This window comes from Pedobacter miscanthi (genome assembly GCF_003315595.1).
GTDB lineage: Bacteria > Bacteroidota > Bacteroidia > Sphingobacteriales > Sphingobacteriaceae > Pedobacter > Pedobacter miscanthi.
This window is the reverse complement of sequence record NZ_QNQU01000008.1, coordinates 94134-119977: the sequence shown is the minus strand read 5'-3', so window position 1 is coordinate 119977 and position 25844 is coordinate 94134. Positions and strand designations below refer to the sequence as shown.

The following is a 25844-nucleotide window of genomic DNA, read 5'->3' as shown; positions in this document are numbered from 1 at the left end:
GAGGATGAACATAGATAAATAACTAAAATCTGTGTCCATCTGTGCTTATCTGTGGTAAAAAACTAACAGACATACATGCGCAATTACATCATTAATTCTATCTTTTTTCTTTCAATTATCACCATTATTGTTTCTTGCCAGAACCAGGAGACGATCGATCTTCAAAATTACATGTCGAACGGTAAAGACATTTATAAAGCTAAATGCCAGAACTGCCACGGCGAAAATGGTGAAGGTTTAGGTCAGCTTGCGCCACCCCTAACCGATTCCGTTTTTCTAAAAGCAAATAAAACGCGTTTGGCCTGTTTTATCAAAAATGGTGCGAACGAAACTTTGGTCATTCATGGAAAAGAATACAAGGAAAAAATGCCTGCTTTTCCCGAACTGGCTGATATTGATGTAGCGCAGGTAATGGTTTTTGTAACCAATTCATTCGGGAACAAGCAGGGTTTTGTGCCTTACACAAAGGTTTCGAAAGATTTGCAGAATTGTAAGTAAATCCGTTATTAAAAAAACTCGTCATCTCGACCGGAACGCAGTGGAGCGGAGAGATCTATCTCGAGATAGATTTCTCGACTTCGTTGCACTCCGCTCGAAATGACGGCAACTTTCGAGAAATTTAATCATCAATTGTATCTTTCTGATCAAAAAACCCCATCTTTGCGCAAAATGCAGGTTGTTCTATCGCTGTTCCGATTTATCGGGAGAGAGGAAAGTCCGGGCAACGCAGGGCATCCCGCTTTCTAACGGAAAGGGGTTCAGGAATGAAAACCTGGGCCACGGATTAGTGCAGCAGAAAATATACCGCCCCGGCTTTATGTTGTGGTAAGGGTGAAAACGTGTGGTAAGAGCGCACGAGCATTGCAGGCGACTGCAGTGGTTTGTAAACCCCGGGAGTTGAAAGACCAAATAGGCTAACGTCCCGATTTCACATCGGGATAAAGGGCTGCCCGTCCGATGTTAGTGGGTAGGTCGTTAGAGATAAACGGCAACGTTTATAGTGGATAAATGATAGAAGCCTGAGCAATCAGGAAACAGAACCCGGCTTACAGACCTGCATTTTTTTATTCACTTAACAGGATATTCTTCGTTTCGCCGAGTTTGGCCACCTCCTCTTCACCCAAAACAGGAAATTTAAGATCCAGACTTTTCAGTTTGTCGGTAATAATCTCGCTAATCGCTAAACGGGCAAACCATTTTTTGTCTGCCGGAATGATGTGCCACGGTGCATCCGCCGTACTGGTTTCATTAATGGCATGTTCGTAGGCATCCATATATTTATCCCATAAAGCCCTTTCTTTGATGTCGCCCGAAGAGAATTTCCAGTTTTTGGCAGGATCTTCTATCCTATCCAAAAAGCGCTGTTTCTGTTCATCCCTGCTTACGTTCAAAAAGAATTTCAAAATAACAGTTCCGTTGGCGGTTAAATGCTCCTCAAAATTTTTAATGCTTTTATAACGTTGCTGCCAGAAGTTCTTATTGATTTTTTTTACGTCGGCAAAACCCGGAATGTTTTCGCTCAGTATATATTCGGGATGAACCTTACAAACCAGTACATTTTCGTAATGCGAACGGTTATGAATCCCAATCCGGCCACGCTCGGGAAGGGCTTTATAATGTCTCCATAAAAAATCATGTTCATATTCTTCAGAAGTGGGCACTTTAAAGCTGTAAACCTGGCACCCCTGCGGATTTAAACCACTCATTACATGTTCTATAGCACTATCCTTGCCGGCAGCATCCATCGCCTGAAAAATTATCAGTACCGAATGTTTTCCGGAAGCATATAATTTCTCCTGAAGATGGTTCAGTTCTATTTTCGAATTTACAAGTGCATCTTTCGCTTTTTGCTTATTATACCCTCCGGTAAAGTCCGTTTTATGGTTTTTTAATGAAAATTTCTTATCTCCCTGTACAATTAAGCCTTTAAATTCGTTCTTCATACTTGTAAATTCTTTTAGGTAAAGCAATGCGTTAACAATTTAAATATAGAACTAAAAAATAAGTAAATTAAATACGTTAATTTGCATACAGAGTTTTTTATATTTAACGCCACGGCTTTTACCTAAAGATCATCTTATTCAATATGTTTAAAGAGATAAAAAACAAGTACTTACGTTATTCTACAATAGTTTTATTTTTTATAATAATTTTCTTTTCTGCGCTTCAATTAAACTTTTTGTGGCTTTTTGGCTATTCTCCAAGTGTACGCGATATCAAAGCACCTACCCTTCGCGTGGGTTCGGAGCTATATACTGCTGATGGAAAACTGATAGGCCGATACTTCAAAGAGAACAGAACACCGGTAAATTACGAAGATATTGCGCCAAGTGTAATACAAGCCCTGGTAGCTACTGAGGATGTTCGTTTTTACAAACATTGGGGCATTGATGCACAGGCAGTAGGCCGCGCTGTTGTTGGTTTAGGTAAAGATGGTGGCGCCAGTACCATTACACAGCAACTGGCAAAAAACCTTTACCGCACGCGCTACAATAAATCGCAGGGTTTATTGATCAAAATCCCTTTGGTAAGAACTTTGATCGTTAAATTAAAAGAATGGATGACGGCGGTAAAACTCGAATCCAATTATTCTAAGAACGATATCATTACGATGTATCTCAATACCGTTTCGTTCGGTAATAATGCTTATGGAATAAAAACAGCCAGCCGTATTTATTTTGATAAAGAAGCAAAAGAACTATCTACAACCGATGCAGCTATGCTCGTGGGTATGTTGAAGGGTACTACGATGTATAATCCGACCAAAAACCCTGAAAAAGCACTTGTAAGAAGAAATGTGGTTTTGGCCCAGATGAATAAATACAATTATCTGAGTAAAGATAGTTTAGCCGAATTATCAAAAGAACCAATCAAATTAAAAGAAGGTAAAATGCAGGATGGCAGCGATGGTGATTCTTATTTAAGGGCTGCCGTAGCAAAATATCTTGAAAAATGGTGTACCGATAATGGTTACGACCTTTACGAAGATGGTTTAAAAATTTACACCACCATTGATTCAAGACTTCAAAAATATGCCGAAGAAGCGGTTGCTGATGAAATGAGGATTTTGCAGCGCAGGTTTTATAGCGTTTGGGGTAACGAAGACCCCTGGTACGATTCAGAAAAACAAAAGGTAGATTATCCCGATAGGGCGATGAAAAACCTGCCGATTTACGCCCTTTTACAAAAGAAATTCCCGAATAACCCTGATTCTGTTAAAGCCTATTTCAATAAAAAGAAAAGGATGCAGATTTTCACATACAAAGGCGACCGCGATACCTTGTTCTCAACCATGGATTCGATCCGTTACTATGGAAAAATCATGAACACGGGGATGATGACCATGGAACCTGCAAGTGGAAAAATCAAAGTTTGGGTAGGCGGCATCGACCATAAATTTTTCAAATACGACCACGTTAACCAGGCTAAACGCCAGGCCGGTTCTACCTTTAAACCTTTTGCTTATTTAACCGCATTGGCACAAGGAATGAGTCCTTGTGATAAATTTACCGATAAACCGGTTAAAATTGCCTACCAGGATAAAGGAGAAACCAAATACTGGGAGCCTAAAAATGCCGATTACAGCGTTTCTTACCGCGAAATGAGCTTACGGTGGGCCATGGCAAAATCAGTAAATACCATTACCGCACAGGTTACTGAAAAAGTGGGCTGGGATAATGTGGTGAAATATGCCCACGAGTGCGGTATTGATAGCCATCTGGAATCCGTTCCATCGGTAAGTTTAGGTTCAAACGATGTTACCGTTTACGAAATGGTAAAGGCTTATTCTACTTTCATGAATAAAGGGGTTAAAACCGATCCTATTTTAGTAGAAAAAGTGACCGATCAGGATAATAATGTAATTGAAGAATTTAAACCGAAAACCAAACGTGTTTTAACAGAAGAAATTGCCTGGTTAATGACCTATATGTTCCGTGGTGGTATGGAGGAGCCTGAAGGTACTTCGCAAGCTTTGTGGGAATGGCCTAACCTATTTAAGAAAAATAATCAGATTGGCGGCAAAACAGGTACTTCTTCTGATTATGTTGATGCCTGGTATATGGGCTTAACCAAAGATCTGGTAACTGGTGTTTGGGTAGGCTGCGATGAAAGAACCGCACACTTTAAAAATGGAGAGCAGGGAGAAGGATCAAGAACCGCTTTGCCTATTTTTGCCAAATTTATGGAGAAAGTATACCTCGATCCTAATTCGGGCTATACTTACGGACCATTTCCTAAAGCAACAGTTGATATTACCCGTACCTACAACTGCCCTAGTCCGAGGATTGTAAGGGATACAACCTCTACAGATAGTGTAACGGTTGATTCTACAGACTTTAATGTTCCTGCCGAAGTGCCCGTAACAGAAGTACCTGCAACTCCTGAACCGGAAGTTAAAAAGGAGGAGAAAAAAACTGAACCGGCACAAACCCCGGTTACGCCAACAGTGCCTTTAACCAGAAAAGAAGAACGCGAACTGAGAAGAAAACAGCGTCAGGAAGAAAAGGAAAGAAAGAAAAATGAAAACAACAATCAACAATAGTTTTTTTAGGATCTGAATAAACTAAAACAGCCTGATGCCTGTGCAAACCGGCATTAAAACTTTAAAAAGTGTTAAAATTTTAATAGTTTTTTAAAGTATTGCTATTTTTATTTCCAGATTTTTTAACATTTCAATTTCGAAAATTATAGAACATCATTACTAAAACCACAAATATGAAAATAGGCTCTACTTTATTAAAGCGGTATGGTTCCATATTGCTCTTGCTTATTCTTTCTTTTTCTGTTAAAGCACAATATTTCGGACAAAATAAAGTAAGGTATAAAAAACTCGATTTTAAAGTATTACAAACACCACATTTCGAGATTTACTATTACATTAACAACGAAAAACTTCTTAAACGTTTCTCTCAGGATGCCGAAACCTGGTATAAAATGCACCAGGAGGTGTTTAGGGATACGTTTTTAAAGAAAAATCCGATCATTTTATATAATAATCACCCAGATTTTCAACAAACAACCGTTTTGAACGGAGAAATTGGCATTGGAACCGGTGGAGTTACCGAAGCCCTTAAAAACAGGGTAATTATGCCTGTTATGGAGCTTAACAGTCAAACCAGGCATGTTTTAGGTCACGAGCTTGTTCACGCTTTTCAATATCACCTTTTACTTGAAAAAGATTCGATCAGTTTAGAAAATGTCGGACAAACACCTTTATGGATGGTTGAGGGTATGGCCGAATACCTTTCTATCGGTAAAAAAGATGCTTTTACGTCGATGTGGATGCGTGATGCCATGTTAAACCGCGATATTCCTTCATTAAAAGACTTAACCAATTCAAATAAATATTTTCCTTACCGTTATGGTCAGGCATTCTGGACATATATCGGGTCACAATACGGCGATACCACCATTGTGCCTTTGTTTAAGAATACGGCTAAATACGGCTACGAAAATGCCATCAGGTATACTTTCGGTTATGACGACAAAACATTGTCGGGGCTCTGGAAAAATTCCATTGATGCCCATTACAAGCCGATGTTAAAAGCCGATAGTTCGCAGATTAAAATTACAGGTACGAAAATCATCGATAATAAAAATGCAGGAAACATGAACGTTGCCCCTGCCCTTAGTCCTGATGGAAAGTACCTGGCATTTATGTCTGAAAAAGATCTTTTTGGCATTGATTTATTCCTCGCTGACGCTAAAACCGGACGTATCATACGTAAATTAAGTAGCCAGATTTCCAACGGACATATTGATGATTTTAACTTCATCGAATCTGCCGGAGCGTGGTCGCCGGATAGTAAACAGTTTGCCTTTAGTATTTTTAGCCAGGGAAGAAACCAGATGATGGTCATCAATGTGGCCAACGGAACAACGGTATCGCAAATCCCGATGGCCCAGGTACAGCAGTTTGGCAATTTAACCTGGTCGCCAAACGGAAAAGACATCGCGTTTTCAGGTATGGTGGAAGGTCAGAGCGATATTTTTTCTTACAACTTCGACACCAAAGTAGTAACACAAATTACCAATGATGTTTATTCTGATTACGCACCAAGTTATTCGCCCGATGGTAAAAAACTGGTGTTTTCATCAGATCGTGCTGCTATTCAGGCGAATGTAATCAATGCTGTATTACCCATCAATCTGGCAGTTTACGACATTGCTTCAAAAACGGTTACCAATCTCGACGTTTTTCCGGGAGCAAATAATTTAAATGCACAGTTTTCGGCCAACAGTCAAAATATTTATTTCCTTTCCAACCGAGATGGTTTCAGGAACTTATATAAATACAATTTTGAAGATAACACGGTTGATCAGTTAACCGATTATTTTACCGGTATCAGCGGGATTACCGAGTTTTCACCTGCCATTTCCGTTTCTACAACTGATGAAATTGTGTATAGTTATTACCGTTATCAACGTTATACCCTATATAATGCAAAACTGAGCAGTTTTAAAGCCAAACGCATTGGTAACCGCGAAGAAAACTTTGATGCCGCTATCCTCCCCCCTATGGAAAACATTGGGGTTAATATTATTAATTCCAATCTAAATAATTTCGATCGTTTCGAAAAAATCGTAGCCGATTCGATGAGAACGGTACCTTACAAGCCTAAATTCAGGCTGGATTACCTGGCCAACAGTGGCGTTGGTGTTTCTACCAGCCGTTTCGGAACAGGTGTTTCTGGTGGTATTGTGGGTATGTTCAGCGATATATTGGGTACCAACCAGATTGTTGCCAACTTATCCGTAAACGGAGAAATTTATGATTTCGGTGGTTTGGTAGGTTATATCAACCAAAAAAGCAGGATAAACTGGGGAGCGGCCATTTCGCACATCCCTTATGTATCAGGTTTCAGATCTTATGGTTATGAAAATGTTCCTGTTGGTGATAATCAAACCATTAATGCCCTGGCAGACAGAACTGATATCATCAGGACATTCGAAGATCAGCTGCAGGTTTACGGTGCATATCCATTTAGTAAAATACACCGTTTTGAATTGGGTGGCGCATTTTCTCATTACAGCTACAGGGTTGATAGGTATAGCAATTATTATAATTCGGCTGGCAATTATATCGGTTCTGATAAAAGCAGGATTTCCAACGATGTTGCCTCCCAGGATTATGGCATTCCTTTCAATTCATTCACACTTTATCAGTTGAACGCTGGTTTTGTTGGCGATAATTCTATTTTCGGTTTAACTGGTCCGCTTGATGGTTACAGATACCGTGTAAGTGGCGAAAAATACCTTGGCACATACAACTTTGCCGGTGTAACTGCCGATCTTCGTAAATACTGGAGGGCAAAACCGGTAACCTTTGCCGTAAGAAGTTATAATACTCTAAGAATTGGTAAAGATGCCGACAGGCTTTATCCAATGTACCTGGGTTATCCATACCTGATCAGGGGTTACGAATCGAACTCGATTTACAAAAGTACATCTGCACAATCTTCTGAATCTTTCGATATCAACCAGTTAACAGGAAGTAAAATAGCCGTTTTCAATTTCGAGGTACGTTTGCCATTTACCGGACCTAAAAAACTGGCTGCTATACCATCGAAATTTTTATTTTCAGATCTGAATTTATTTTTCGATGCAGGTTTAGCCTGGACCAACGACACCAAGGTGAAGTTTAAAAGTGAACCAACTTATACTACAGAACCTTTACTAAACAGCAATGGAACGCCGGTTAAGGATGATAAAGGAAATCCGGTTACCTACCAGGCTACAACTGAGCGTGTTCCTGCCATGAGTGTTGGTATATCGGTAAGGGTAAATGTTTTTGGTTACTTTGTATTGGAACCTTATTATGCAATTCCTTTTCAACGTAAAGATGTTAAAACCGGTGTGTTCGGGTTAACATTTGCTCCGGGCTGGTAAGGAGGAGTTGAAGTATTGAATGAGAGAATATTGAATGAGGGGATATTTAATGTATGAATGAGGGGAATATTGAAGGAATGAATGTGGAAATTATTGATTGAATGAATAAGGAATAGGCTTCAGTGCTGGGATGTCGAAAATCATCTTACCTCAATATATCAACAAATCATGTGATAGATAAACTCATTAAATGCTTGAATGATGGATACGGGAAAGCGGACCTATCATTCAAGCATTCTTTTCATATATACCTATTTCTTTCATAGCAATCTTCTATTTAACGTTAATAAATAACTTAAGATAAGCTCGAGAAGGAAAGTTTCACCTGATTGGTGATATTCTTATGTAAAAGAATATTTTCGAAATCAAGGCCTATGGTCAAATCAATCCAATCAGGGTTGCAAGATCTTACCAAACGCTCTTTCTGCATACGGGTAAACCTGCTGATCGATTTAAAACGCACCAATGCCTGTGCTTCTGTTTTAAACTCTTCAAAATAAACCAGCCTGGTTAACTGCTGCCCGCTATCAAAAAATAAGTTTGGCATCTGTTTGTAGAAATCCAGTGTCTTAATCAAATCTGAGCTCATGCCCACGTGCATACTTGTACGATTTCTGTCGGTAACGATATAAACAAACTTTTTCATGATGGGGTGTTTAAAAATTAAAACTAAACTATTTAGTATACTTTCTTGCAATTCAAAATAATATTACTAACTTTATGAGCATAAAATTACTAACTATTTTAGTAATTCCAAATTTATTTTAAAATTTATTTTTATGTCAAATATTTCAAATAATTTAAAGTACCTCAGGAAGAAAAAAGGCCATACACAGCAAAATTTCGCTGATATTATGGAAATCAAGAGATCGCTTATCGGCGCTTACGAGGAAGACCGGGCGGAACCTAAATATGATTTGCTAAAAAAAATAGCCGAATACTTTGATCTTACCATCGATGAATTCATCAATGAGAAAATATCTGACAGCTGGAAACCGAAGCCAAAAAGCCAGGGATCGAACCTTAGGGTATTGAGTATTTCGGTAGATCAGAACGACCGTGAGAACATCGAACTGGTTCCTGTAAAAGCAAGTGCTGGTTACTTGAATGGTTTTTCGGATCCGCAGTACATCAGCGACCTCCCTAAATTTCAGCTTCCCCTACCCGCCTTAAGACAAGGTACTTTCAGGGCATTTGAAATCATGGGTGATAGTATGTTGCCTGTTCAGCCGGGGAGCGTAATTATCGGCGAATATTTAGACAACTGGAATGAAGTAAAAACAGGCGAAACCTATATCATCATCAGTAAAAATGAAGGTGTGGTATATAAAAGGGCCGGTAACCGCTTCAGAGAAAATAAAGATTTAAAACTGATATCAGATAATAAGGTATATGACGCCTATACTATTGCAGCTGAAGATATCCTCGAAATCTGGAAAGCCAAAGCTTATATCTCTACTTCATTGCCTGAGCCTGCACCCGATCCTACAATGGAAACATTAACCCAGATGATGGCGCAGATGCAGAAATCAATTTCGCAACTGAACAAGAATTAACATTTTTTAACAAACGCCGATTAAACCGTTTGCCTTTTTATGTATCTATTGATTTAACAAACACATAAAAAAACATAACATGAAAAAGGCAATTTTAACAATAGCAATTGCAGTAATGGGTTTAACTGCTGCATTTGCTCAAGACACAACAAAGCGAGAAAGAAGGGCAATGCCTAAAATGACCGCCGAACAGCGAGCTGAAAAAGTAACCGCCAGGCTGGATAAACAGTTGAGCTTAACCGCCGACCAAAAAACCAAAATTTATGCTATTGAGCTTGAAAATGCAAAAAAAATGGACGACTGGAGAACAGCAGACAAAAGCGACATTAAAGGCAAAATGAAAGAGCGCAAAGCGGCAATAGATGAGCAAAAAGCTAAAGTTGATGCTGTTTTAACCGCAGATCAGAAAACAAAAATGGATGCTTTCCGTGCTGAAGCCAAAGAAAAAGGAGAGAAAATGAGAAAAGGATTTGGCGCCAGAGGTAAAAAAGATAAAGCACCAGTGGTGTCTAATCCTCCTGCACAAGGATAAATAGAGCAGAGCAAGTAATTAATTAATATTTTGAAAAGCGTTCCGGTAATCCGGGGCGCTTTTTTTACTTTTGACCGATGAGTAAAATTGAACAGTTTCTTCAGGGAAAACTTCAGGAACGAAAAGATAATCTTTCGATCAGGAATTTATCTGCTGCCCACCCTCCCGTCGATTTCTGTTCGAACGATTATCTGGGTTTTGCAAGATCGACTGAATTAAAAAAACTGATTGATGAAATCGTAGCAACAATCCCCAATTATTTAAATGGTGCAGGTGGTTCGAGGCTGTTAAGTGGCAATACCCTATATACCGAAGAAACAGAACAGTTTATTGCTAATTTTCACCAGGCAGAAAGCGGCTTGATTTTCAACTCCGGCTATGATGCCAATGTAGGTTTATTATCAAGCGTTCCGCAGCGGGGCGATACCATTATTACCGACGAGCTGATCCATGCCAGTATTATCGATGGCGGTCGTTTAAGCCATGCAACGCGTTATAAATTTCTCCATAATAACATCAGCGATCTCGAAGCCAAGCTTAAACTGGCAAAGGGAAATATTTTTGTTGTGGTAGAAAGCGTGTATTCAATGGATGGGGATATTGCGCCATTGATAGAAATTTCAAACCTTTGCGAAAATTATCAGGCCAGTTTAATTGTAGATGAAGCACATGCCACAGGTATTTTTGGCAAAAAAGGTGAAGGTTTGATTAATCAGTTAAACCTAACCGAAAAGGTATTTGCGCGTATTGTTACCTTTGGTAAGGCTATGGGTACACATGGTGCCGTTATTTTGGGAAGTAAAAATTTAAGGCATTTCCTCATTAATTTTGCCAGGTCGTTTATTTATACTACTGCGGCGCCTATCCATAATATTATAGCCATTCGTTCGGCTTATCAGCTTTTGGATAAAACTGATCATCAGCTCATCCATCAGAAAATTGAATTGTTCAGAAGAACTATAAAAGAACAAAATATTAATGCTTTAGAAAGCGAAAGCACCATTCAGGGAATTTTATTCTCTTCAAATGAAGCAACTAAACAGGCTTCAGGCACATTACAAAATAAAGGCTTTGATGTTAGGGCCATATTAAGCCCTACAGTAACGCGGGGTAAAGAAAGGCTGAGGATCTGCCTTCATACATTTAATACCGACGATGAAATTATTTCGCTGGTAAAACACCTTAAAGAATTGAACTAAATGGCAACATATTTTATTACAGGAATTGGAACCGGGATTGGAAAAACATTGATCAGTGCCATTTTAACCGAAAAATTAAAGGCAGACTACTGGAAACCAATCCAGTCTGGAGATTTAGACACCAGCGACAGCTTAACAGTCGAAAAATTAATCAGCAACTCAAAAACAGTTATCCATCCCGAAAGCTACAGGTTAACGCAGCCGCTATCGCCACATTTATCAGCCAAACTGGACGGAATTGAAATCGACCTCAATAAAATTAACATCCCCTTAACCGAAAATAACCTGGTTATCGAAGGGGCTGGTGGTTTAATGGTTCCTCTAAACGAAAATGAACTGATTGTAGACCTGATTAAAAAACTCGATGCAGAAGTGATATTGGTTTCCCAAAATTACCTGGGCAGTATTAACCACACGCTTTTATCCATTAATCTGCTTAAGCAATATGGAATTGAGATTAAAGGAATTATTTTTAATGGCGATGAAAACGCCGAAACGGAAAGGTATATCCAGCAGTATACTAAAATAAAAAAGCTGGGGTTTGTGCCAAGTTTAAATCAGATTGATAAAACCAGTGTTGCTGTAGCTGGCGAAAATATATTGATTTAAATGATAAGATGTTTGCGATCGTTTCTAACGAGTGCATAAATAACTAAACGATTTTATCGTTTGTAAACGACAAACTATTTAACGCTCGTTAAAAACGAGCATTAACAGATTTCTTTTTTACTTTGTTTCAAGACCTCGCAGGTTTTTAAAACCTGCGAGGTCTTAGATTTTACGCTGGTCGAGATTTGCAATCTCGACCGAATGAGTTGTGGATTTTTAATCCACATCAAGGATTAAAAATCTCTAAGGTCGGGATTATAAATCCCGACCAACTCAGACCAACTGTTATTTCGCCTGCACTAAAATATCCGGATAGTCGGAAATAATTCCGTCTACATTTAATGCTTTTAATTTTTGGATATCGGCTAAGGTATTCGCTGTCCATGGAATAATTTTTACGCCATCCGCATGTGCCTTTTTAACCAGATCTTCATTCACCATCTGCCAAACCGGACTTAAAATAAAAGGTTTATATCCTAAATCGGCAATATTTTCTTCGTAAGTCTTTTTATTCGCTACTAAAAAAGAGGTTTTGATTTTTGGATATTTCTCATGGATGAGCTGAATGGTACGTTTATCAAAAGATTGAATGACCACAAAATCATCAACTTTTTTCCTGATGATTACCTCCATCAGAAGTTTAACAAACTCCTCCGGTTTAGGGTTAGTAATGCCATCACCGCTTTCGCTGCATTTGGTTTCGATGTTATAGAAAAATTGTTTGCGTTTATTGGTTTTGATATCGCGCTGTACAGCATCAATCAAATCAGTAAGCAAAGGTAAATGTGTTTTTATTTTTTTCTGTTGCGGAAAAAGATCATAATTCCTGGTACCTAAATCAAACTGTTTAATTTCATCGTAATTCATGCCGAAAATCGGATATTTCTTGGCATCAGTTGCAGGAATATCTTTTCCATCAGGTGTGAGCATAAAAGCCGGACTCAGGTAATCATCATGTGTAACCACCACTTTACCATCCTTTGAGATATGTGTATCCATTTCCAAAGTGGTAATACCATCAATTTTCATGGCATTTAACATGGCTTCGATGGTATTTTCGGGCATTAAACCACGTCCGCCACGATGGGCTTCGGCGCTAAATGCTGGAAATTTCACTTCCTGAGCGTTTGATTTGATCACAAAGGCAGATAAAAGAATAAGGATTGCTGTTTTTTTAAGTTTCATATCCAAAAAAGGGATTTTACAGTGGCGTTGAATGTTGCCATTTAATGCTATTAATTGAGCCACAATATAGAGATATCAGGCGTTTCCATTTAACGCAGTTAATTAAATCTATATTAAATTTACGAACAATTTCAGTGGTATGAGGTGTTGCCATCTAACGCTATTGACTATTTACAACTGTCGGATGGCAACATCCGACAGTACTCCTGGCATGATTAAGCATCAACTTCTACTTCAAACTTCTCGCCGAAACGATCGGTAGCCACTACTTTAACTTTTCCAACTTCAGGTCCGAAATGTGCCATAAATAAATGATCGGTAGAAATTGGCTCAACAAATGGCCTTGGATTGGGTAATTTATCACCTTTATATAATTTAACCGATAAAGGATCAAATCCATCCTGCTGCGCCAAAGCCCCCATTGCTTTACCATCCAGAAAGTATTCTACTTTCCATTCCGGATCGTAATTCCAAACGTTGGCAATTAGCCTTTTCTGATTGGTTAAGGTATCAACATAAGCACTTAACTGCTTTTTGCGGTCTTCGCCTGTTGATTTGTAATACCATTTTAAATCTGTCCCGTTTACTTCATAAACACCATAACCTCTTGGTGTTCCATCGCCACAAATTGGGCCTGTCCACCAGCCGCCGCAAACCGTACCATGGTTGTGCTCATAAATGCCGTTTTTGATTACATTTTTATTAAAATGCGTGTGGCCCGACATAATGTGCACGTTTTTGAAGTCTTTTAAAACAGCATAAAAATCTTCATTGTTTTTTACTGAATTATGTACCGGGATATGAAGACAAACAATCAGCAAAGCATCTTTTGGTACCAATTGTAAATCTTTAGCGAGCCATTCTAATTGTGTTGGCGTAATGTATCCATCATAGGTTCTCTCTACACCTAAATAACGTACATCATCTAGAACTACATAATGCGCCTTGCCCCTGTTAAACGAATAATAAGTAGGCCCGTAGTGTGCCTGAAAAGTCCGGTCAGAGGTATCATCACCGCCTTGTCTGTAATCCTGATCGTGGTTACCCAGCGCCTGGAAAAATGGGATTCCGATTTTGGCAATGGCTTCGTCGTAGGCAGGGAAAAGATCGAAGTTATCCCAAACCAGATCGCCTACTCCGATACCATGTACCAATGTTTTCCCCATGCCCTTAACCACTTCACGCGTATCAGGAACTGAAGTTTCCATCATCTGCACTACATCTTTTTTGGTTTTCACCTGCGATCGGCCCAAATGATAAAATTATGCTTGTTATCGTCTTGTTTTAATGGTTTCAGGTCAAAATTTAATTTACCAGCGGTATCTGGTTTATAATAATGGCGTGCTATGCTGCTTTCAGTTTTGAATTCGTAGCCTGAGGGTGTACTGATCCACACAAAGCGGGCGAGATCATGCAATTTTAGCTGATAGTTTCCGGTTTTATCGGTTTGTACTACGCTGTAACCGTCAGAAATGACAACCCCGGCAACGGCTTTACCTTTACTGGTTACCGCTCCGCTTACCACACCATCAACAGAAAATAGAGATGAAGGGAATGATTTTAAGCTAACAAATAAGGTGGTGGTTAATAAACTTGATTTTTGTATAAATGATCTTCTGTTCATGGTTTTGATTGGGATTCAATCATTGTGCTTAAATTTCTATGGTATTATGAAGACCGGCTTTACCGGTCTTCATTTATTTGTTTATTTATCGATCAGCGTGGTAACACCTCCTGTTTCTATATCGTTGAGTACCGAAGTATTGCTTAATACAACGCTGGTCATGGTTCTCACCGACTCCCATCCGCCTTTGGTTGCTTTGTATACACCGCCTAACTTTGCAAAACTTATAGCTGTCGGAAAACCCGCAAAACGCTTAGAAATATCATTGGTTCCTTTTCCATAATATTCTTGTGGAACTTTTCCGGCATACGTAGCAAATTTGTCTGTAATGGTAACCCTTAGGCCATACTCAGGTGGCCCTGCAGTATAAAAACTTCCGCCAGCTCCACCATAAAAAATAACATCTAATGGTATTGTACTCGGCGTGATATTTGTTCCTTCAAAGATGGCGACACCTGCAACATTCCCACTATTAGCCAACAGGTTACCCGTTACATCGCCCACACCGTTTGCTCCTGGTACTTTAGTATAATCCACAGGCGATATCCATTTTGAGGCTGCTATAACTGTCGAGCCTGAACCATTAATACGCTGTCCTGTTCCTCCAACATAGAAAAACTGACCTTTTTTCACTGATCCTGAAGTAAGATTGAACTTATAGGTCCTCAGTGCACCAGTGTTCCAGCCTAATGTTGGAAAAGCGGTTGCACCTGCATTATTGTTGGTATAAACAGAAAATGGTGTGGCAGCAAAATCAATATCCTTAGTGGCTAAAAACTGAATGTATTCATAATTTCCGTCTGTGCTGTTCGGATCAACCAAAAATCCCGAGATGATGGCAGGCGAAAGTTTAGGCATCGGAACGTAGAAAAAATCATCTACTGTCCGCATCCTGTATTCAATCTTTTTTGAGTTTCCGCTACCGGTAACATATACTATACCTGTAAAATTACCCGATGGCTGTATCGCCGTATTGGTAAAAGTAGCATTGGCACTGGTACGCAAGGTTGCTACACCAAAACCATCGTTCAATATCTTATCGCCCGAATATACCGTACCGATTGTAGGTTCCGGATCATACACCGCATTATTGATAGCTACCAATGTACTTTCGTAGCGATCGGGGTTGGCCAAAATGGTGTTTGTATTTGCTGCCTGCAACTTAATGGTTCTTCCTGACGCAACTTTCGTTATGGCCGAGCTTGTTAAACCAGTGATTTGTAAAATCCCGTCAACTCTTTTTAACACACCTCCATCCAATTTGATGTGCAACGAATCGCCAGGTACAAAATTTGAAGCAGCCGTACCGATATTGAATGAAATTCCTCTTAGCGAATCTGCTGTACCATTGATACGGCTATTCTGCAAAGCAATCAGTCCTGGCACCGAATTACCCGATCTAAAATCTGAAACCACTACTCCCCTGATACTGGTAGCACCGCCTATTGCCTCTGGATTGAGCGGAAGATCTGCATTTTTATAGTACCTTCTTAAATCGAAGTTGGAAATAAAACCACTTTCCGAAAATTTATAGCGGTAATCGTCATCCCGTTTACAGCTGGTGTAAATCGCTACAACAACTGTTAACAAAAGAAAATATTTTAATTTATTTTTCATCATTAATCGTATTTAAGGTTTTTGCCACCACATGAGTGTATTCACATCATCTGGTCCTTGTGCGGCCAGCACATTTTTATAATTTGTTGGATTTGTTGATTGGGCAAGTATTGGATAATATAAACGCACCGGCATTTTGCCTCCGTTTAGTAAACTTGCACCTTGCGGAAGTAATGGGTGACCGGTTCTCCTGTACTCAAACCACTGTTGAAAATCGACCAAAAACAAGGCATAGTATTTTTGTAAGTGGATCTGCTCCAGTTTGCTGTTGGCGCCAACTACCTTACTATCCAAAGGCAAAGCATTGTTCCATGCAAAATCGCCTTTAAAAGCATAATCTCTTACCGCGGCATCATTACCATTTGCATACAAGCTTGGGATCCAATAGTTGATTCCGTCTGCTATTCCTTTATAATAATAGTTTTCGCCAGTGCCATTAATCCAGCCTTTGGCAGCTGCTTCGGCCAATATGAAATCAACTTCGGCCACGTCCATGATCACCCCTGTTGAAGCATCAGTTTGCAAACTTGCCGGATTACCCGATTGTGCATCGGAATAAAAATAAGCCTGTTTTATCGGTGCTCCACTTCCTATCGGATAAGCACTCTGTACACCAACATATCCCGCTGGCCCTGCAGCAATGCCCCATCTGTTTATTCCATTCTTTCCGTAGGCTGGACTTATCCTTGGATCATTCCAGCTGGTAAGATTATTAATAAAAAAGTCGACAATGGCTGAGGCCCTGAAATCAGCTGGCCTAACGTTTACCATAAATGGCGAAGAATATACTGCCGTACTGCTGTTTGTACCGTTCCAAAGAATTTTAGCGGTGTGGGTATTGTCGGTCATGATCGGATACTTGGAAGGATTGGTATCAACAATCTCTTTAATTTTGGCTATTACCTGTGCACTTACCTCCGCCTTACCAGAAATACGCAATAACAGCCTTAAATACAATGAATTTCCAAACCTGCGCCATTTATTGATATCACCATTATAAACCGGATCGCTACTGGCTACAATCTTCTTTCCGGCAGTAAGAAGCGTATTGGCTTCTTCCAGCTTGCTCAGCAAAGACATGTAAATATCTTTCTGTTTATCGAAAGCGGGTTCGAGCACACCAAATTTACCCTGGTTAGCCTGTGTATAAGGCACATCGCCATAAGTATCAGTAAGCAATTGCATGGTCCATGCTTCTGCAATCTTTGAAATCGCCTGATAAGAAGTATTAACCGAATCAGGGCCGCTGGCGATAGTATTGATATCTTTGATATTGGTAAGTTCCGAATACCACGAATTCCACATGGCATCAGATAACTGCCGTCTGATATCGTATCTGTAAATCCTACCTTCCAGTACTTCATCAAGCGTAGAAATGGTAACTTGCATCAACTCGTTATTAATGCTCCTGTTACGAATCAGGTTGGCACCCAAAACATTTGTTAAAGTAGGTGCCAGTAATTTATCAGCTGCTACTTTGGGTACACCTATCGGATCGGTATTAATTTTATCGAAATCTTTCTTGCAGGAGAAAAATGAGGTCCCCATAACCATTAAGAAAGCATAACCTGTAATATTTTTAATTTTTTTCATTTTCTTATTAGTTTATACCCACTACTAAACGTGCACCAAAAGTTCTGGTTGATGGCAGCTGCCCTACTTCAAAACCTGTTACAATATCGCTACCGGATAATGTACCAAACTCAGGATCGAAAGCTGGCCATGGCGACCAGGTGTAGAGGTTACGTCCGTACACACCAATGGTGATGCGGCTCAAACCTAAACTCGAAACCAATCTATTTGAGAAGGTATAATTGATGTTGGCCTCTCTGAATTTCAGGTAATCGGTTCTGAAAGTACTTCCTTCAGCATTGGTAGAGCCATACATAGCTTCGTAAAATGCACCAATATCGGTAGCAACGGTTGTATTTGGACTGTAGGTAACACCATCAGGGTTCAACATTACACCCTCTCCAATCAATCCTCCATATCTTCCCGGCAGGGTCAGTTTCAATTTACCTAAACCTGCCATCCTTGCAAATGTTAACGAGTGAGCAACAGCACCCAATTGCGCATCAAATAACACATTGGCACCAAAGCCTTTATAAGTTACACCTGTACCAAAACTGAATCTGAATTTGGGCATGGTATTGCCGAGGTATTTTAACTGTGTCTGATCAGGAATGGCTTTACCCGTATTATCGAATATCACCTGTCCATCAGGAGAACGTTTCAGTCCAAAACCGTATATATCACCCAAACTACCCCCAACATTCGCTACAATCTGAGTACCTCCAAGCGGTCCGGTACGCAATATCACTGAGCTATCAGCAAGTTCTTTAATGGTATTTCTGTTTGCAGAAAAAGTTCCGTTAACGGTCCATTTGAATGAGCGGGTTTGTAAAGGAGTTGCATTTACCGACATCTCCAAACCTTTGTTATCTACACGACCGGCATTGAAAACCGCAATCGAATAACCAGTAGCCCTATCGATAGACCTGCTCAGGATCTGATTTTTCGTATTTCCGGTGTATGCAGCAAAATCAAAATTCAGTCTGTTTTTAAATAATTTCAATTCTGCCCCCACCTCCACTGTGGTTGTAGAAAGCGGCTTTAAGTTAACGTTAGGCAATATGGTTGGGTTCGTCATTGCGCCCCCCGGATAAATCCCGTTTGAAGCCAAAGTATAGTTATATGCTGTTCGGTATGGAGTTGTACCACCGCTACCCACCTGGGCAATTGATCCACGCAATTTAAAATAACTGATCGCTGAAGGCATTTTCCAAAAATCGGAAGCAATAAAAGATAAACTTGCAGATGGATAGAAAAAGCCAACATTATCGGTACGGAGCGGTGAGGCCAAAGTACTGTTCCAATCCTGCCTTCCCGTTAAATCCAGGTACAGGTAACTTTTTAGCGATAACGACATCGTACCGTACAAACTATTAATGTTATAGCGGGCAGTATCTGGTACAGAAATAAGCGGGTTCTGATTGTTATCGAGGCTATAATATCCCGGAATAACCAATCCATCGGCACGTAGTTCTGATTTGTAATAACGGTTTCTTAACTGGCTACCTCCTACCGATGCAGAAAGTTTTAAATCTCTTGATAAATCCTTATTGTATCTTAATAAGAAATCGGCATTAACCTCATACGAATTTATATTTTGTACACGAAAAGATCCCTGGGCAAATTTTGCTCCGGCGGCGTCCCAAGGGCGACTTGTTTCTCGGATATCGTGGTTATAATCAATAGATGAACGTACCAGTAAAGTTAAATCGTTGGTAAACTTATAAGTAGCCTGAATATTTCCAAGAATACCGTTTCTTCTTTGTCCGTTCAGGTACTGTTCAGAAATTGCATAGGGCCCCTCAGGGAAACTAGAAGTTAAGTCGATAAATTTCCGTTGTTCCTGTCCTGCCACCCAATAGTTTTTAAACCAGTCCAGATTCATATTTGGATGTGCAAACATAAACCAGTACATCAACGATTGATTGCCATAACCTGTGGCTGGTAGGTTATCACTATGCCTGTTATTATAACTGGCTTTAAAAACAATGCTCAGTTTTTTGGTTACATTGCTATTACCCGATAAAGAAACCGATGTACGTTCCAAACTTGTATTTGGAACAATCCAGTCGTTATTACCATGGCTTGCGGTAAAACGTAAACCCACTTTTCCGGCGTTGCCATCCAGGCTTACCGAATTGGTGGTTTCAACCCCTGTTTTGAAAAATGCATCAAGCGCATTCGGGTAAGCAACCCAGGGTGTGCGTACGGTTCCTCCTTTTTGCGTAGTTGGATCATATTGAAAAAACATGCTGGTACCATCAAACCTTGGTCCGTAAGTAGAACTCGTTGCATGGGTATCTGCACCATCGGCATTTGTTCCGAAACTGTAATAACTAGCACCGCCAACACCTGCGCCATACTCTTGCTGAATATCGGGTCCTCTGTTGATCTGCTCAAAAGCTGTATTGGAAGTATAGGTGATGTTGAATTTTCTCTTTTTACTACCGGCCGATTTAGTGGTTATTACAATGGCTCCGTTGGCCCCCCTCTGGCCATAAAGGGCTGATGCTGCCGGGCCTTTCAATACAGTAACATTTTCAATATCCTCAGAATTTAAGTCGTTAAGTGCACTTCCAAAGTCAGTAGGCAAAATATCGCCAGATGTACCATAAACGCCACCACCTGTTCCGGCTGTACGTTTTGCGCTGCTGCTGGCTACAACTCCATCAATTACGATTAAAGCCTCATTATCACCTGTTAAATTATTTTCGCCCCGGAGGATGATTTTGTTTGATCCCGCCAATCCGCTGTTACGCACCAGGTTCAAACCTGCAACTTTTCCTGATAAAGCATCCGTCCAGTTGGTTGCAACTGCGTTTGTAAATGCAGAACTATCCAAAGATGTAATGGCATAACCCAATGCACGTTCCGAACGTTTGATCCCCAAAGCCGTAACCACAACATCATCCAATGAATTATCTGATGATTTAAGTTTAATGGTTCCTACTTTAGTTACCTCATTAGTTCTTACTGTTAAATTCTGAACCCTGTTAGTTTGGTAAGTAATAAAGCTTGCCTCAACCGTATATGTTCCGGGTACCACAGAAATGTTAAAATTACCCTCATTATCGGTTTGTGTAACACGACTTAACTCAACAACTTTAATAGTTGCTGCCGGGATAGGTTCATTGTTTTCGTCAACAACCTTACCAACAAGCCTCCCGGTAGATGTAATTTTTGCCGTAATCAGAATATTACCTGCTGAACCCGATTTATAGGTAAAGGGCATCCCTTTTAAAAGCAGATCAAGTATTTCATATACCGATCGCTGTCCGCGCGAAACATATACCCTTTTCTGGTCATCCAGTTGCGAATTATTGTAGGCAATATGGTTGCCGCTAAGCTTTTCCAAAGTTTCGAAAGCTTTTTTTAATGTCATGCCATCCGCTTCGAATAAGATTTTATTATCGCTTTGTGCATAGGTATATAGAGAGAAAGAGAGCAGGTTCAACATCATTATGGCCATCACAACCATAATTTTTGAGGTATACTGGTGGAGATTTTTCATCCACCGGGTATTAATTTTCATATCTTTACTAAGTTTTACTTTGTCAAATGAGTATACAGTTTATCAGGGCTTGAAATGTGTCCAGCATTTCGAGCCATTTTTAGGTTCTGGTAATTTTATATCATATCTATTTTTACAGTTTATCGTTAATAAATAATTACTTTATTTTCATAGATTGTATATTTTGAGCCCGATAGCTTAGCAATTACATCCATAATCTGCTGCACCGAACATTTATCAAATTTTGCCGTAAGCTTTATTTCTTTAAGGGCTTCGGTTTTTATTAAAATATCAAGATCATACTCGCGCGAAATGATTTCAGCGATTTCATTTAAGGGTTTATCGTAGAAAAAAAGCTTGTATTCCCTCCAGCTGTTAAAATCGGTTGCATTTACATGTGTTTTGATAAGCTTTCCATTGTTTTTATCAATTGTAAGCTGCTCATTGGGTAGTAAAAATTGAACAGGATCATTTTTAACCTTATTTTTGAATATTACTCCCACTTTTCCGGTTTGAACAGTAACGGTAATATTTTTTAGAGATGGATAGGCATTTATATTAAATGAAGTACCCAGAACGGTGGTACTTACTTTTCCTGTGTAAACTATAAAAGGCTGTTTGCTACGGTGCTGCACATCAAAAAAAGCTTCACCTTCTAAATAAACAATACGTTTACCAGTATTAAAATTTAAAGCATAACGGATTTTACTGTCACCGTTTAGGTAGATATTCGAACCATCGGGCATGGTAATCAGTCTTTTTTGTCCGCGTGGGTTATAAATCTCGTTATAGGCAACAACTTCTGTCTTTTTTGGCTTAAACGTCTTGAAATACAACAATGGCAACAACATTATAACCACCATAGCAGCGGCAATGGTAAAATATTTACGGTAATTGATTTTACGAACAATTGGTAATTGAGGAGCTGTTGTATTTTCGATATGCTGTTGAACGGCCGACCAGCTTTTTGCCTGGTTTACAGGTTTGTTCAGGTAATAATCTGCAGCTTCGAAAGCCTGTAAGGTTTCCCTGAAAATCTGCTGATTCTGCTGGCTGCTTCCCACCCACATCAGTAAATCAGTTAAATCTTCACTGTTAATGGTTTTCTTGCTGTAATCTTCTATTAATCTGTAATAACGTTCGTCCATTTAGTAATGCTGTTCTGGATGTAAGACAGATTAAACGAATTGGATACGTAGCGGAAAAGATCAAGTTATTGTTAACAAATCGTTAAGTGTAAAGAATTGCTTCTTATCTAAAGGTTAAAGGATTATTCCATCAAGGGAAATATGAATTCTTTGGATTTGGAAATGAGAGGTCAGTGTTTCATAGATACTTTAGTCCCGCTTTCCGTTTGTAGTACCGGCGTGAAGCCGGCAGCTACCACTTCAATCGGGTTTAGACACAAAAGCCTGTTGTAAAACCAATCCATCCTGATCTGCCTTCGAAAAATGGTTTATTTGCCGAACACCATCCCCAGTTAAATAAACCCAATTGCAGGGAAGAGCTTCCGATCTTTCATCGGAACTCGTACCAAAAAGCGGGACTGAAATCCCCCATGAAAAACCGAACCTGCCTTTCCAAAAAATAATGCAAGTAATGTTATAATCAATTATCTTTTTTAGGACGATTGGGGTTCAATCATGTGCGCTTTCCAGGTAAAGAAAGGAAATTAAATCAAATAGCCGATCGGTCGGTGGTTAACAACCTGAAGTTTTTTATCGCCTGGTAAAGTAAGGTTTCTACTGTTCTTACCGAAATACCCAATAAATCGGCAATGATGTTTTTTTCCAAAAGATCAATCCGGCTCATCAATAAAACTTCGCGTTGCCTTTCGGGCAATAAATTAATCAGACCAATAATTTCAGAATAAGATTCTCTGCTGGTTAGCTGTTCGTGAGGATTTAAATAGGTATCGGGATAATCGAGCGTATCTTCGCGGTCGTTTATACTTAAAATATGGAGTTTTACACGCTGGATTTCGTTAAAGGCTAAATTCTTAGCTGCCGTAAACAGGTATTTTTTTACCGATTTGATCTGAAGCTCATTCTTTTTATCCCAAAGTTTCATAAAAAGATCTGCTATCAGCTCTTCGGCCTTATTATAATCCTTAATATAAATAGAGGTAAATTTGCACAACGCCGGATAATACCTGTTAAAAAGGGTTTCTAATGCAAGGCTGTCATGGTTTACCAATAAAGACATTAAATCTTCATCACTTTTGCTTAAATATACATCCTTCATCTTGCCTGCAAAAGTAGCCTGGCAATATTACGGTAATATTAAGCAAACTTTGCCTTTAAGTTACCTATGTATTAATTGTGTTGGATTTATATTGAGCACATGCTTCTTATACAAGCTGTTCAAAGAAAAATTACGTTCCAAAATAATCAATCCTACAACGGGGAATATTAAAAGTTCGATGATATTGAAAGTATAGAAAAAATAACCGAACACAAGGATCAATCTGAAACATTCGAGGTAGTAAATCCACTTCCGTTGTTCCAGTAATGCACCGATATTAATCAGCGTTACCAAAATAAAAATTGCTACAGCCACTTTATGTACCAGCGTTAGGTACCCGTAAAACATAGTAGTACCGGTTAGCATGGCTATCACCATAATCAGCTGGATATTTAAGTATATTTTAAACCTGGGTTTGGGTTTAGCTTCGTGCTGGCTTTTATTCTGATAGTAACGTTCTTCCAGAATTGGTCTGATATTCTGGTCCATTAAGGCCGGACTGCCAAATATGGCATTCCATTTTGCTTTAAAACCTTCCGCCCGTCGGTACGCCTCCCCAATTTCCAGGTAATAATGAAAATGCTGCCATAAAAAACTATAACTTTTAATGGGATGCGTTAAGCCATACTGTGGAGCCTCTTCCTCTTTTTGGAAGGTACCAAACAGCTTATCCCAAAAAACAAAAACATCGCCATAATTTTTATCGAGATATTTCTCATCCGATGCATGATGAACCCCATGCAGCGAGGGTGTAATAAATATATTTTCGAGCCAGCCAAGTTTGCCTACCAGTTGCGTATGCGTAAAAAACGAATAAGCACCGTGGGCTAAAAGAATGGTAATAATCATGTTTGGATGAAAACCGATTAATGGTAAGGCACACCAGAAAACGTTGCGAAAAATAGCCTGAATGGTAGTAATCCGCGCTGCTGCAGATAAATTAAATTCTTCACTCTGGTGGTGTACAATGTGCGCAGCCCATAAAAAATTAATCTCATGCCCTAATCTGTGGTACCAGTACCAAACAAAATCGGTAGCGAGCAAGAGCAAAACCCACACATACCATTTAGCAGAAATATCAAAAATGGCATAATTTGCATAAACCCATTTGTATACCTGGTAAAAACTGGCAGCAATAAAAAGGTTCAATAACCTTTCGGCAATGCCAACACTAAAATTTGCAACCGTACTTTCGTATTTAAAAATTTTAGCATTTTTTTGATGCTGGGCGATCTTAAGCTCTATATATACAAAAATAAAAAATGCTGGTATAGCAAAGGCCAGGTAATTTACCGTCATAACAATTGTGGTCTTTTTTTATGTTAACGAAACAAACATAATTATATTCTATTAAATACATAGACAATGTAGATAATTTTATTACACATAAATTACCTCGATATCGATTTTATGTTTGTGGTTTTAATTTATTTGTAGAACTTCGGATTTATAAATACAGAATTATGGCTGCACAGAAAAAAGCTGAAAACAATAATATATTATCGATCGATATTGGCGGTACCAGTATAAAAACCGTTCTTTTAGATGAAGGTGGAAACATGCTTACCGAATATTTAAAAAGCAAAACCCCGCCCGAAGCTACTCCAAAAGATATTGTTACGGGTATTGTAGAATTGATTAAGCCTTTTCCTGATAATTATAACCGTGTATCGATCGGATTTCCCGGTTATGTAAAAAACGGTATCGTAAAAACGGCCCCTAACCTGGCCAAAAACAAATGGACCGATGTAGATCTGGCCCAGCGCGTGGCAAATGAACTGGGCAAACCTGTGCGTTTGGTAAACGATGCCGATCAGCAGGGTTTAGGTGTAGTAGCAGGTAAAGGCTTCGAAATTGTGTTTACCGTGGGTACAGGTTTCGGTACAGCCTTATTATTTGATGGAGAACTGCTTCCTCATTTAGAACTTGCACACTTTCCGATCAACAAGGAAGAAGATTACGACGATTATATCGGCAACAAAGCTTTCGAAAAAATCGGAACCGAGCGATGGAACAAAAGGCTAAAAAAAGTAATCGAAATTTATAAAACGGTTTTCAATTACGATACCTTATATATAGGTGGCGGAAATTCGAAACAGATCGATTTTAAATTAGAAAGTAATATTAAAATCGTAACCAACAGGGATGGGATTAAAGGTGGTGCCAAGCTTTGGAAACTGGCCGATAAGTACAATATCTTTACGGTTGAACCTGAAAAATAATTTGACCTTTTATTACATTCTTTTAACAACAATAGCTGCAATATTAATTTGTAAACCCTAATTTTGGGTGCATTCTAAAAAAT

19 protein-coding genes and 1 other RNA gene are annotated in these 25844 nt (G+C 39.2%); 9 read left to right on the top strand and 11 right to left on the bottom strand.

Annotated elements, in window-relative coordinates; genetic code table 11:
- Positions 1-75 precede the first annotated feature (75 nt).
- Both DRW42_RS10850 and rnpB read left to right on the top strand, forming a co-directional pair.
- Complete coding sequence (locus DRW42_RS10850) at positions 76-498, top strand: c-type cytochrome (RefSeq protein WP_113948850.1); 423 nt, start codon at positions 76-78, stop codon at positions 496-498.
- 170 nt (positions 499-668) lie between these two features.
- Positions 669-1065: RNase P RNA component class A (gene rnpB, locus DRW42_RS10845), an RNA gene on the top strand.
- Here rnpB and DRW42_RS10840 read toward each other — a convergent pair.
- A complete protein-coding gene (locus DRW42_RS10840; protein ID WP_113948849.1) occupies positions 1065-1943 on the bottom strand; it encodes a polyphosphate kinase 2 family protein in 879 nt (292 codons plus the stop codon). The genes rnpB and DRW42_RS10840 overlap by 1 nt on opposite strands.
- Positions 1944-2086: 143 nt before the next feature.
- Between DRW42_RS10840 and DRW42_RS10835 the strand changes: the two genes are divergently transcribed.
- Complete coding sequence (locus DRW42_RS10835) at positions 2087-4543, top strand: transglycosylase domain-containing protein (protein ID WP_113948848.1); 2457 nt, start codon at positions 2087-2089, stop codon at positions 4541-4543.
- Between the two features lie 173 nt (positions 4544-4716).
- Positions 4717-7890 (top strand): peptidase MA family metallohydrolase, encoded by a 3174-nt coding sequence (locus DRW42_RS10830; RefSeq protein ID WP_113948847.1) that lies wholly within the window; start codon positions 4717-4719, stop codon positions 7888-7890.
- A gap of 295 nt (positions 7891-8185) precedes the next feature.
- On the opposite strand, the gene DRW42_RS10825 is transcribed toward DRW42_RS10830, so the two are convergent.
- Positions 8186-8536, bottom strand: coding sequence for a GIY-YIG nuclease family protein (locus DRW42_RS10825; protein WP_113948846.1), 351 nt, complete (start codon positions 8534-8536; stop codon positions 8186-8188).
- A 133-nt stretch (positions 8537-8669) separates the two neighbouring features.
- Between DRW42_RS10825 and DRW42_RS10820 the strand changes: the two genes are divergently transcribed.
- The 4 genes from DRW42_RS10820 to bioD all read left to right on the top strand — a co-directional run bounded on the left by DRW42_RS10820 (position 8670) and on the right by bioD (position 11786).
- Entirely contained in the window at positions 8670-9446 is a 777-nt protein-coding gene (locus DRW42_RS10820) for an XRE family transcriptional regulator (RefSeq protein ID WP_113948845.1), read from the top strand.
- A 79-nt stretch (positions 9447-9525) separates the two neighbouring features.
- Complete coding sequence (locus DRW42_RS10815; RefSeq protein WP_113948844.1) at positions 9526-9978, top strand: hypothetical protein; 453 nt, start codon at positions 9526-9528, stop codon at positions 9976-9978.
- A gap of 77 nt (positions 9979-10055) precedes the next feature.
- Entirely contained in the window at positions 10056-11177 is a 1122-nt protein-coding gene (locus DRW42_RS10810; RefSeq protein WP_113948843.1) for an aminotransferase class I/II-fold pyridoxal phosphate-dependent enzyme, read from the top strand.
- Entirely contained in the window at positions 11178-11786 is a 609-nt protein-coding gene (gene bioD / locus DRW42_RS10805; protein ID WP_113948842.1) for a dethiobiotin synthase, read from the top strand.
- A gap of 285 nt (positions 11787-12071) precedes the next feature.
- On the opposite strand, the gene DRW42_RS10800 is transcribed toward bioD, so the two are convergent.
- The 9 genes from DRW42_RS10800 to DRW42_RS10765 all read right to left on the bottom strand — a co-directional run bounded on the left by DRW42_RS10800 (position 12072) and on the right by DRW42_RS10765 (position 24838).
- On the bottom strand, positions 12072-12971 hold the full coding sequence (locus DRW42_RS10800) for a glycerophosphodiester phosphodiesterase family protein (RefSeq protein ID WP_113948841.1): 900 nt from the start codon (positions 12969-12971) through the stop codon (positions 12072-12074).
- Between the two features lie 215 nt (positions 12972-13186).
- Entirely contained in the window at positions 13187-14209 is a 1023-nt protein-coding gene (locus DRW42_RS10795) for a calcineurin-like phosphoesterase C-terminal domain-containing protein (RefSeq protein ID WP_244215244.1), read from the bottom strand.
- Entirely contained in the window at positions 14206-14595 is a 390-nt protein-coding gene (locus DRW42_RS29235) for a metallophosphoesterase N-terminal domain-containing protein (RefSeq protein ID WP_244215243.1), read from the bottom strand. The genes DRW42_RS10795 and DRW42_RS29235 overlap by 4 nt, the downstream gene beginning before the upstream one ends.
- Before the next feature lie 81 nt (positions 14596-14676).
- Entirely contained in the window at positions 14677-16215 is a 1539-nt protein-coding gene (locus DRW42_RS10790) for a DUF5689 domain-containing protein (RefSeq protein ID WP_147243720.1), read from the bottom strand.
- A 9-nt stretch (positions 16216-16224) separates the two neighbouring features.
- Positions 16225-17805, bottom strand: a complete 1581-nt coding sequence (locus tag DRW42_RS10785; RefSeq protein ID WP_113948839.1) for a SusD/RagB family nutrient-binding outer membrane lipoprotein — start codon at positions 17803-17805, stop codon at positions 16225-16227.
- 7 nt (positions 17806-17812) lie between these two features.
- On the bottom strand, positions 17813-21316 hold the full coding sequence (locus DRW42_RS10780) for a SusC/RagA family TonB-linked outer membrane protein (protein ID WP_208643542.1): 3504 nt from the start codon (positions 21314-21316) through the stop codon (positions 17813-17815).
- A 125-nt stretch (positions 21317-21441) separates the two neighbouring features.
- Positions 21442-22443, bottom strand: coding sequence for a FecR family protein (locus DRW42_RS10775; protein ID WP_113948838.1), 1002 nt, complete (start codon positions 22441-22443; stop codon positions 21442-21444).
- Positions 22444-22972: 529 nt separating this feature from the next.
- Positions 22973-23539 carry an RNA polymerase sigma factor gene (locus DRW42_RS10770; RefSeq protein ID WP_113948837.1) on the bottom strand — a complete coding sequence of 189 codons (567 nt, stop codon included), beginning with the start codon at positions 23537-23539 and terminating at the stop codon, positions 22973-22975.
- Between the two features lie 60 nt (positions 23540-23599).
- Entirely contained in the window at positions 23600-24838 is a 1239-nt protein-coding gene (locus DRW42_RS10765) for a sterol desaturase family protein (protein WP_113948836.1), read from the bottom strand.
- A gap of 164 nt (positions 24839-25002) precedes the next feature.
- Between DRW42_RS10765 and DRW42_RS10760 the strand changes: the two genes are divergently transcribed.
- A complete protein-coding gene (locus tag DRW42_RS10760; RefSeq protein WP_113948835.1) occupies positions 25003-25761 on the top strand; it encodes an ROK family protein in 759 nt (252 codons plus the stop codon).
- Positions 25762-25844 lie beyond the last annotated feature (83 nt).

Coding starts and splice junctions, on each gene's coding strand:
- DRW42_RS10850 (WP_113948850.1), top strand. CDS start 76: ATGCGCAATTACATCATTAATTCTATCTTTTTTCTTTCAATTATCACC.
- DRW42_RS10840 (WP_113948849.1), bottom strand. CDS start 1,943: ATGAAGAACGAATTTAAAGGCTTAATTGTACAGGGAGATAAGAAATTT.
- DRW42_RS10835 (WP_113948848.1), top strand. CDS start 2,087: ATGTTTAAAGAGATAAAAAACAAGTACTTACGTTATTCTACAATAGTT.
- DRW42_RS10830 (WP_113948847.1), top strand. CDS start 4,717: ATGAAAATAGGCTCTACTTTATTAAAGCGGTATGGTTCCATATTGCTC.
- DRW42_RS10825 (WP_113948846.1), bottom strand. CDS start 8,536: ATGAAAAAGTTTGTTTATATCGTTACCGACAGAAATCGTACAAGTATG.
- DRW42_RS10820 (WP_113948845.1), top strand. CDS start 8,670: ATGTCAAATATTTCAAATAATTTAAAGTACCTCAGGAAGAAAAAAGGC.
- DRW42_RS10815 (WP_113948844.1), top strand. CDS start 9,526: ATGAAAAAGGCAATTTTAACAATAGCAATTGCAGTAATGGGTTTAACT.
- DRW42_RS10810 (WP_113948843.1), top strand. CDS start 10,056: ATGAGTAAAATTGAACAGTTTCTTCAGGGAAAACTTCAGGAACGAAAA.
- bioD (WP_113948842.1), top strand. CDS start 11,178: ATGGCAACATATTTTATTACAGGAATTGGAACCGGGATTGGAAAAACA.
- DRW42_RS10800 (WP_113948841.1), bottom strand. CDS start 12,971: ATGAAACTTAAAAAAACAGCAATCCTTATTCTTTTATCTGCCTTTGTG.
- DRW42_RS29235 (WP_244215243.1), bottom strand. CDS start 14,595: ATGAACAGAAGATCATTTATACAAAAATCAAGTTTATTAACCACCACC.
- DRW42_RS10790 (WP_147243720.1), bottom strand. CDS start 16,215: ATGATGAAAAATAAATTAAAATATTTTCTTTTGTTAACAGTTGTTGTA.
- DRW42_RS10785 (WP_113948839.1), bottom strand. CDS start 17,805: ATGAAAAAAATTAAAAATATTACAGGTTATGCTTTCTTAATGGTTATG.
- DRW42_RS10780 (WP_208643542.1), bottom strand. CDS start 21,316: ATGAAAATTAATACCCGGTGGATGAAAAATCTCCACCAGTATACCTCA.
- DRW42_RS10775 (WP_113948838.1), bottom strand. CDS start 22,443: ATGGACGAACGTTATTACAGATTAATAGAAGATTACAGCAAGAAAACC.
- DRW42_RS10770 (WP_113948837.1), bottom strand. CDS start 23,539: ATGAAGGATGTATATTTAAGCAAAAGTGATGAAGATTTAATGTCTTTA.
- DRW42_RS10765 (WP_113948836.1), bottom strand. CDS start 24,838: ATGACGGTAAATTACCTGGCCTTTGCTATACCAGCATTTTTTATTTTT.
- DRW42_RS10760 (WP_113948835.1), top strand. CDS start 25,003: ATGGCTGCACAGAAAAAAGCTGAAAACAATAATATATTATCGATCGAT.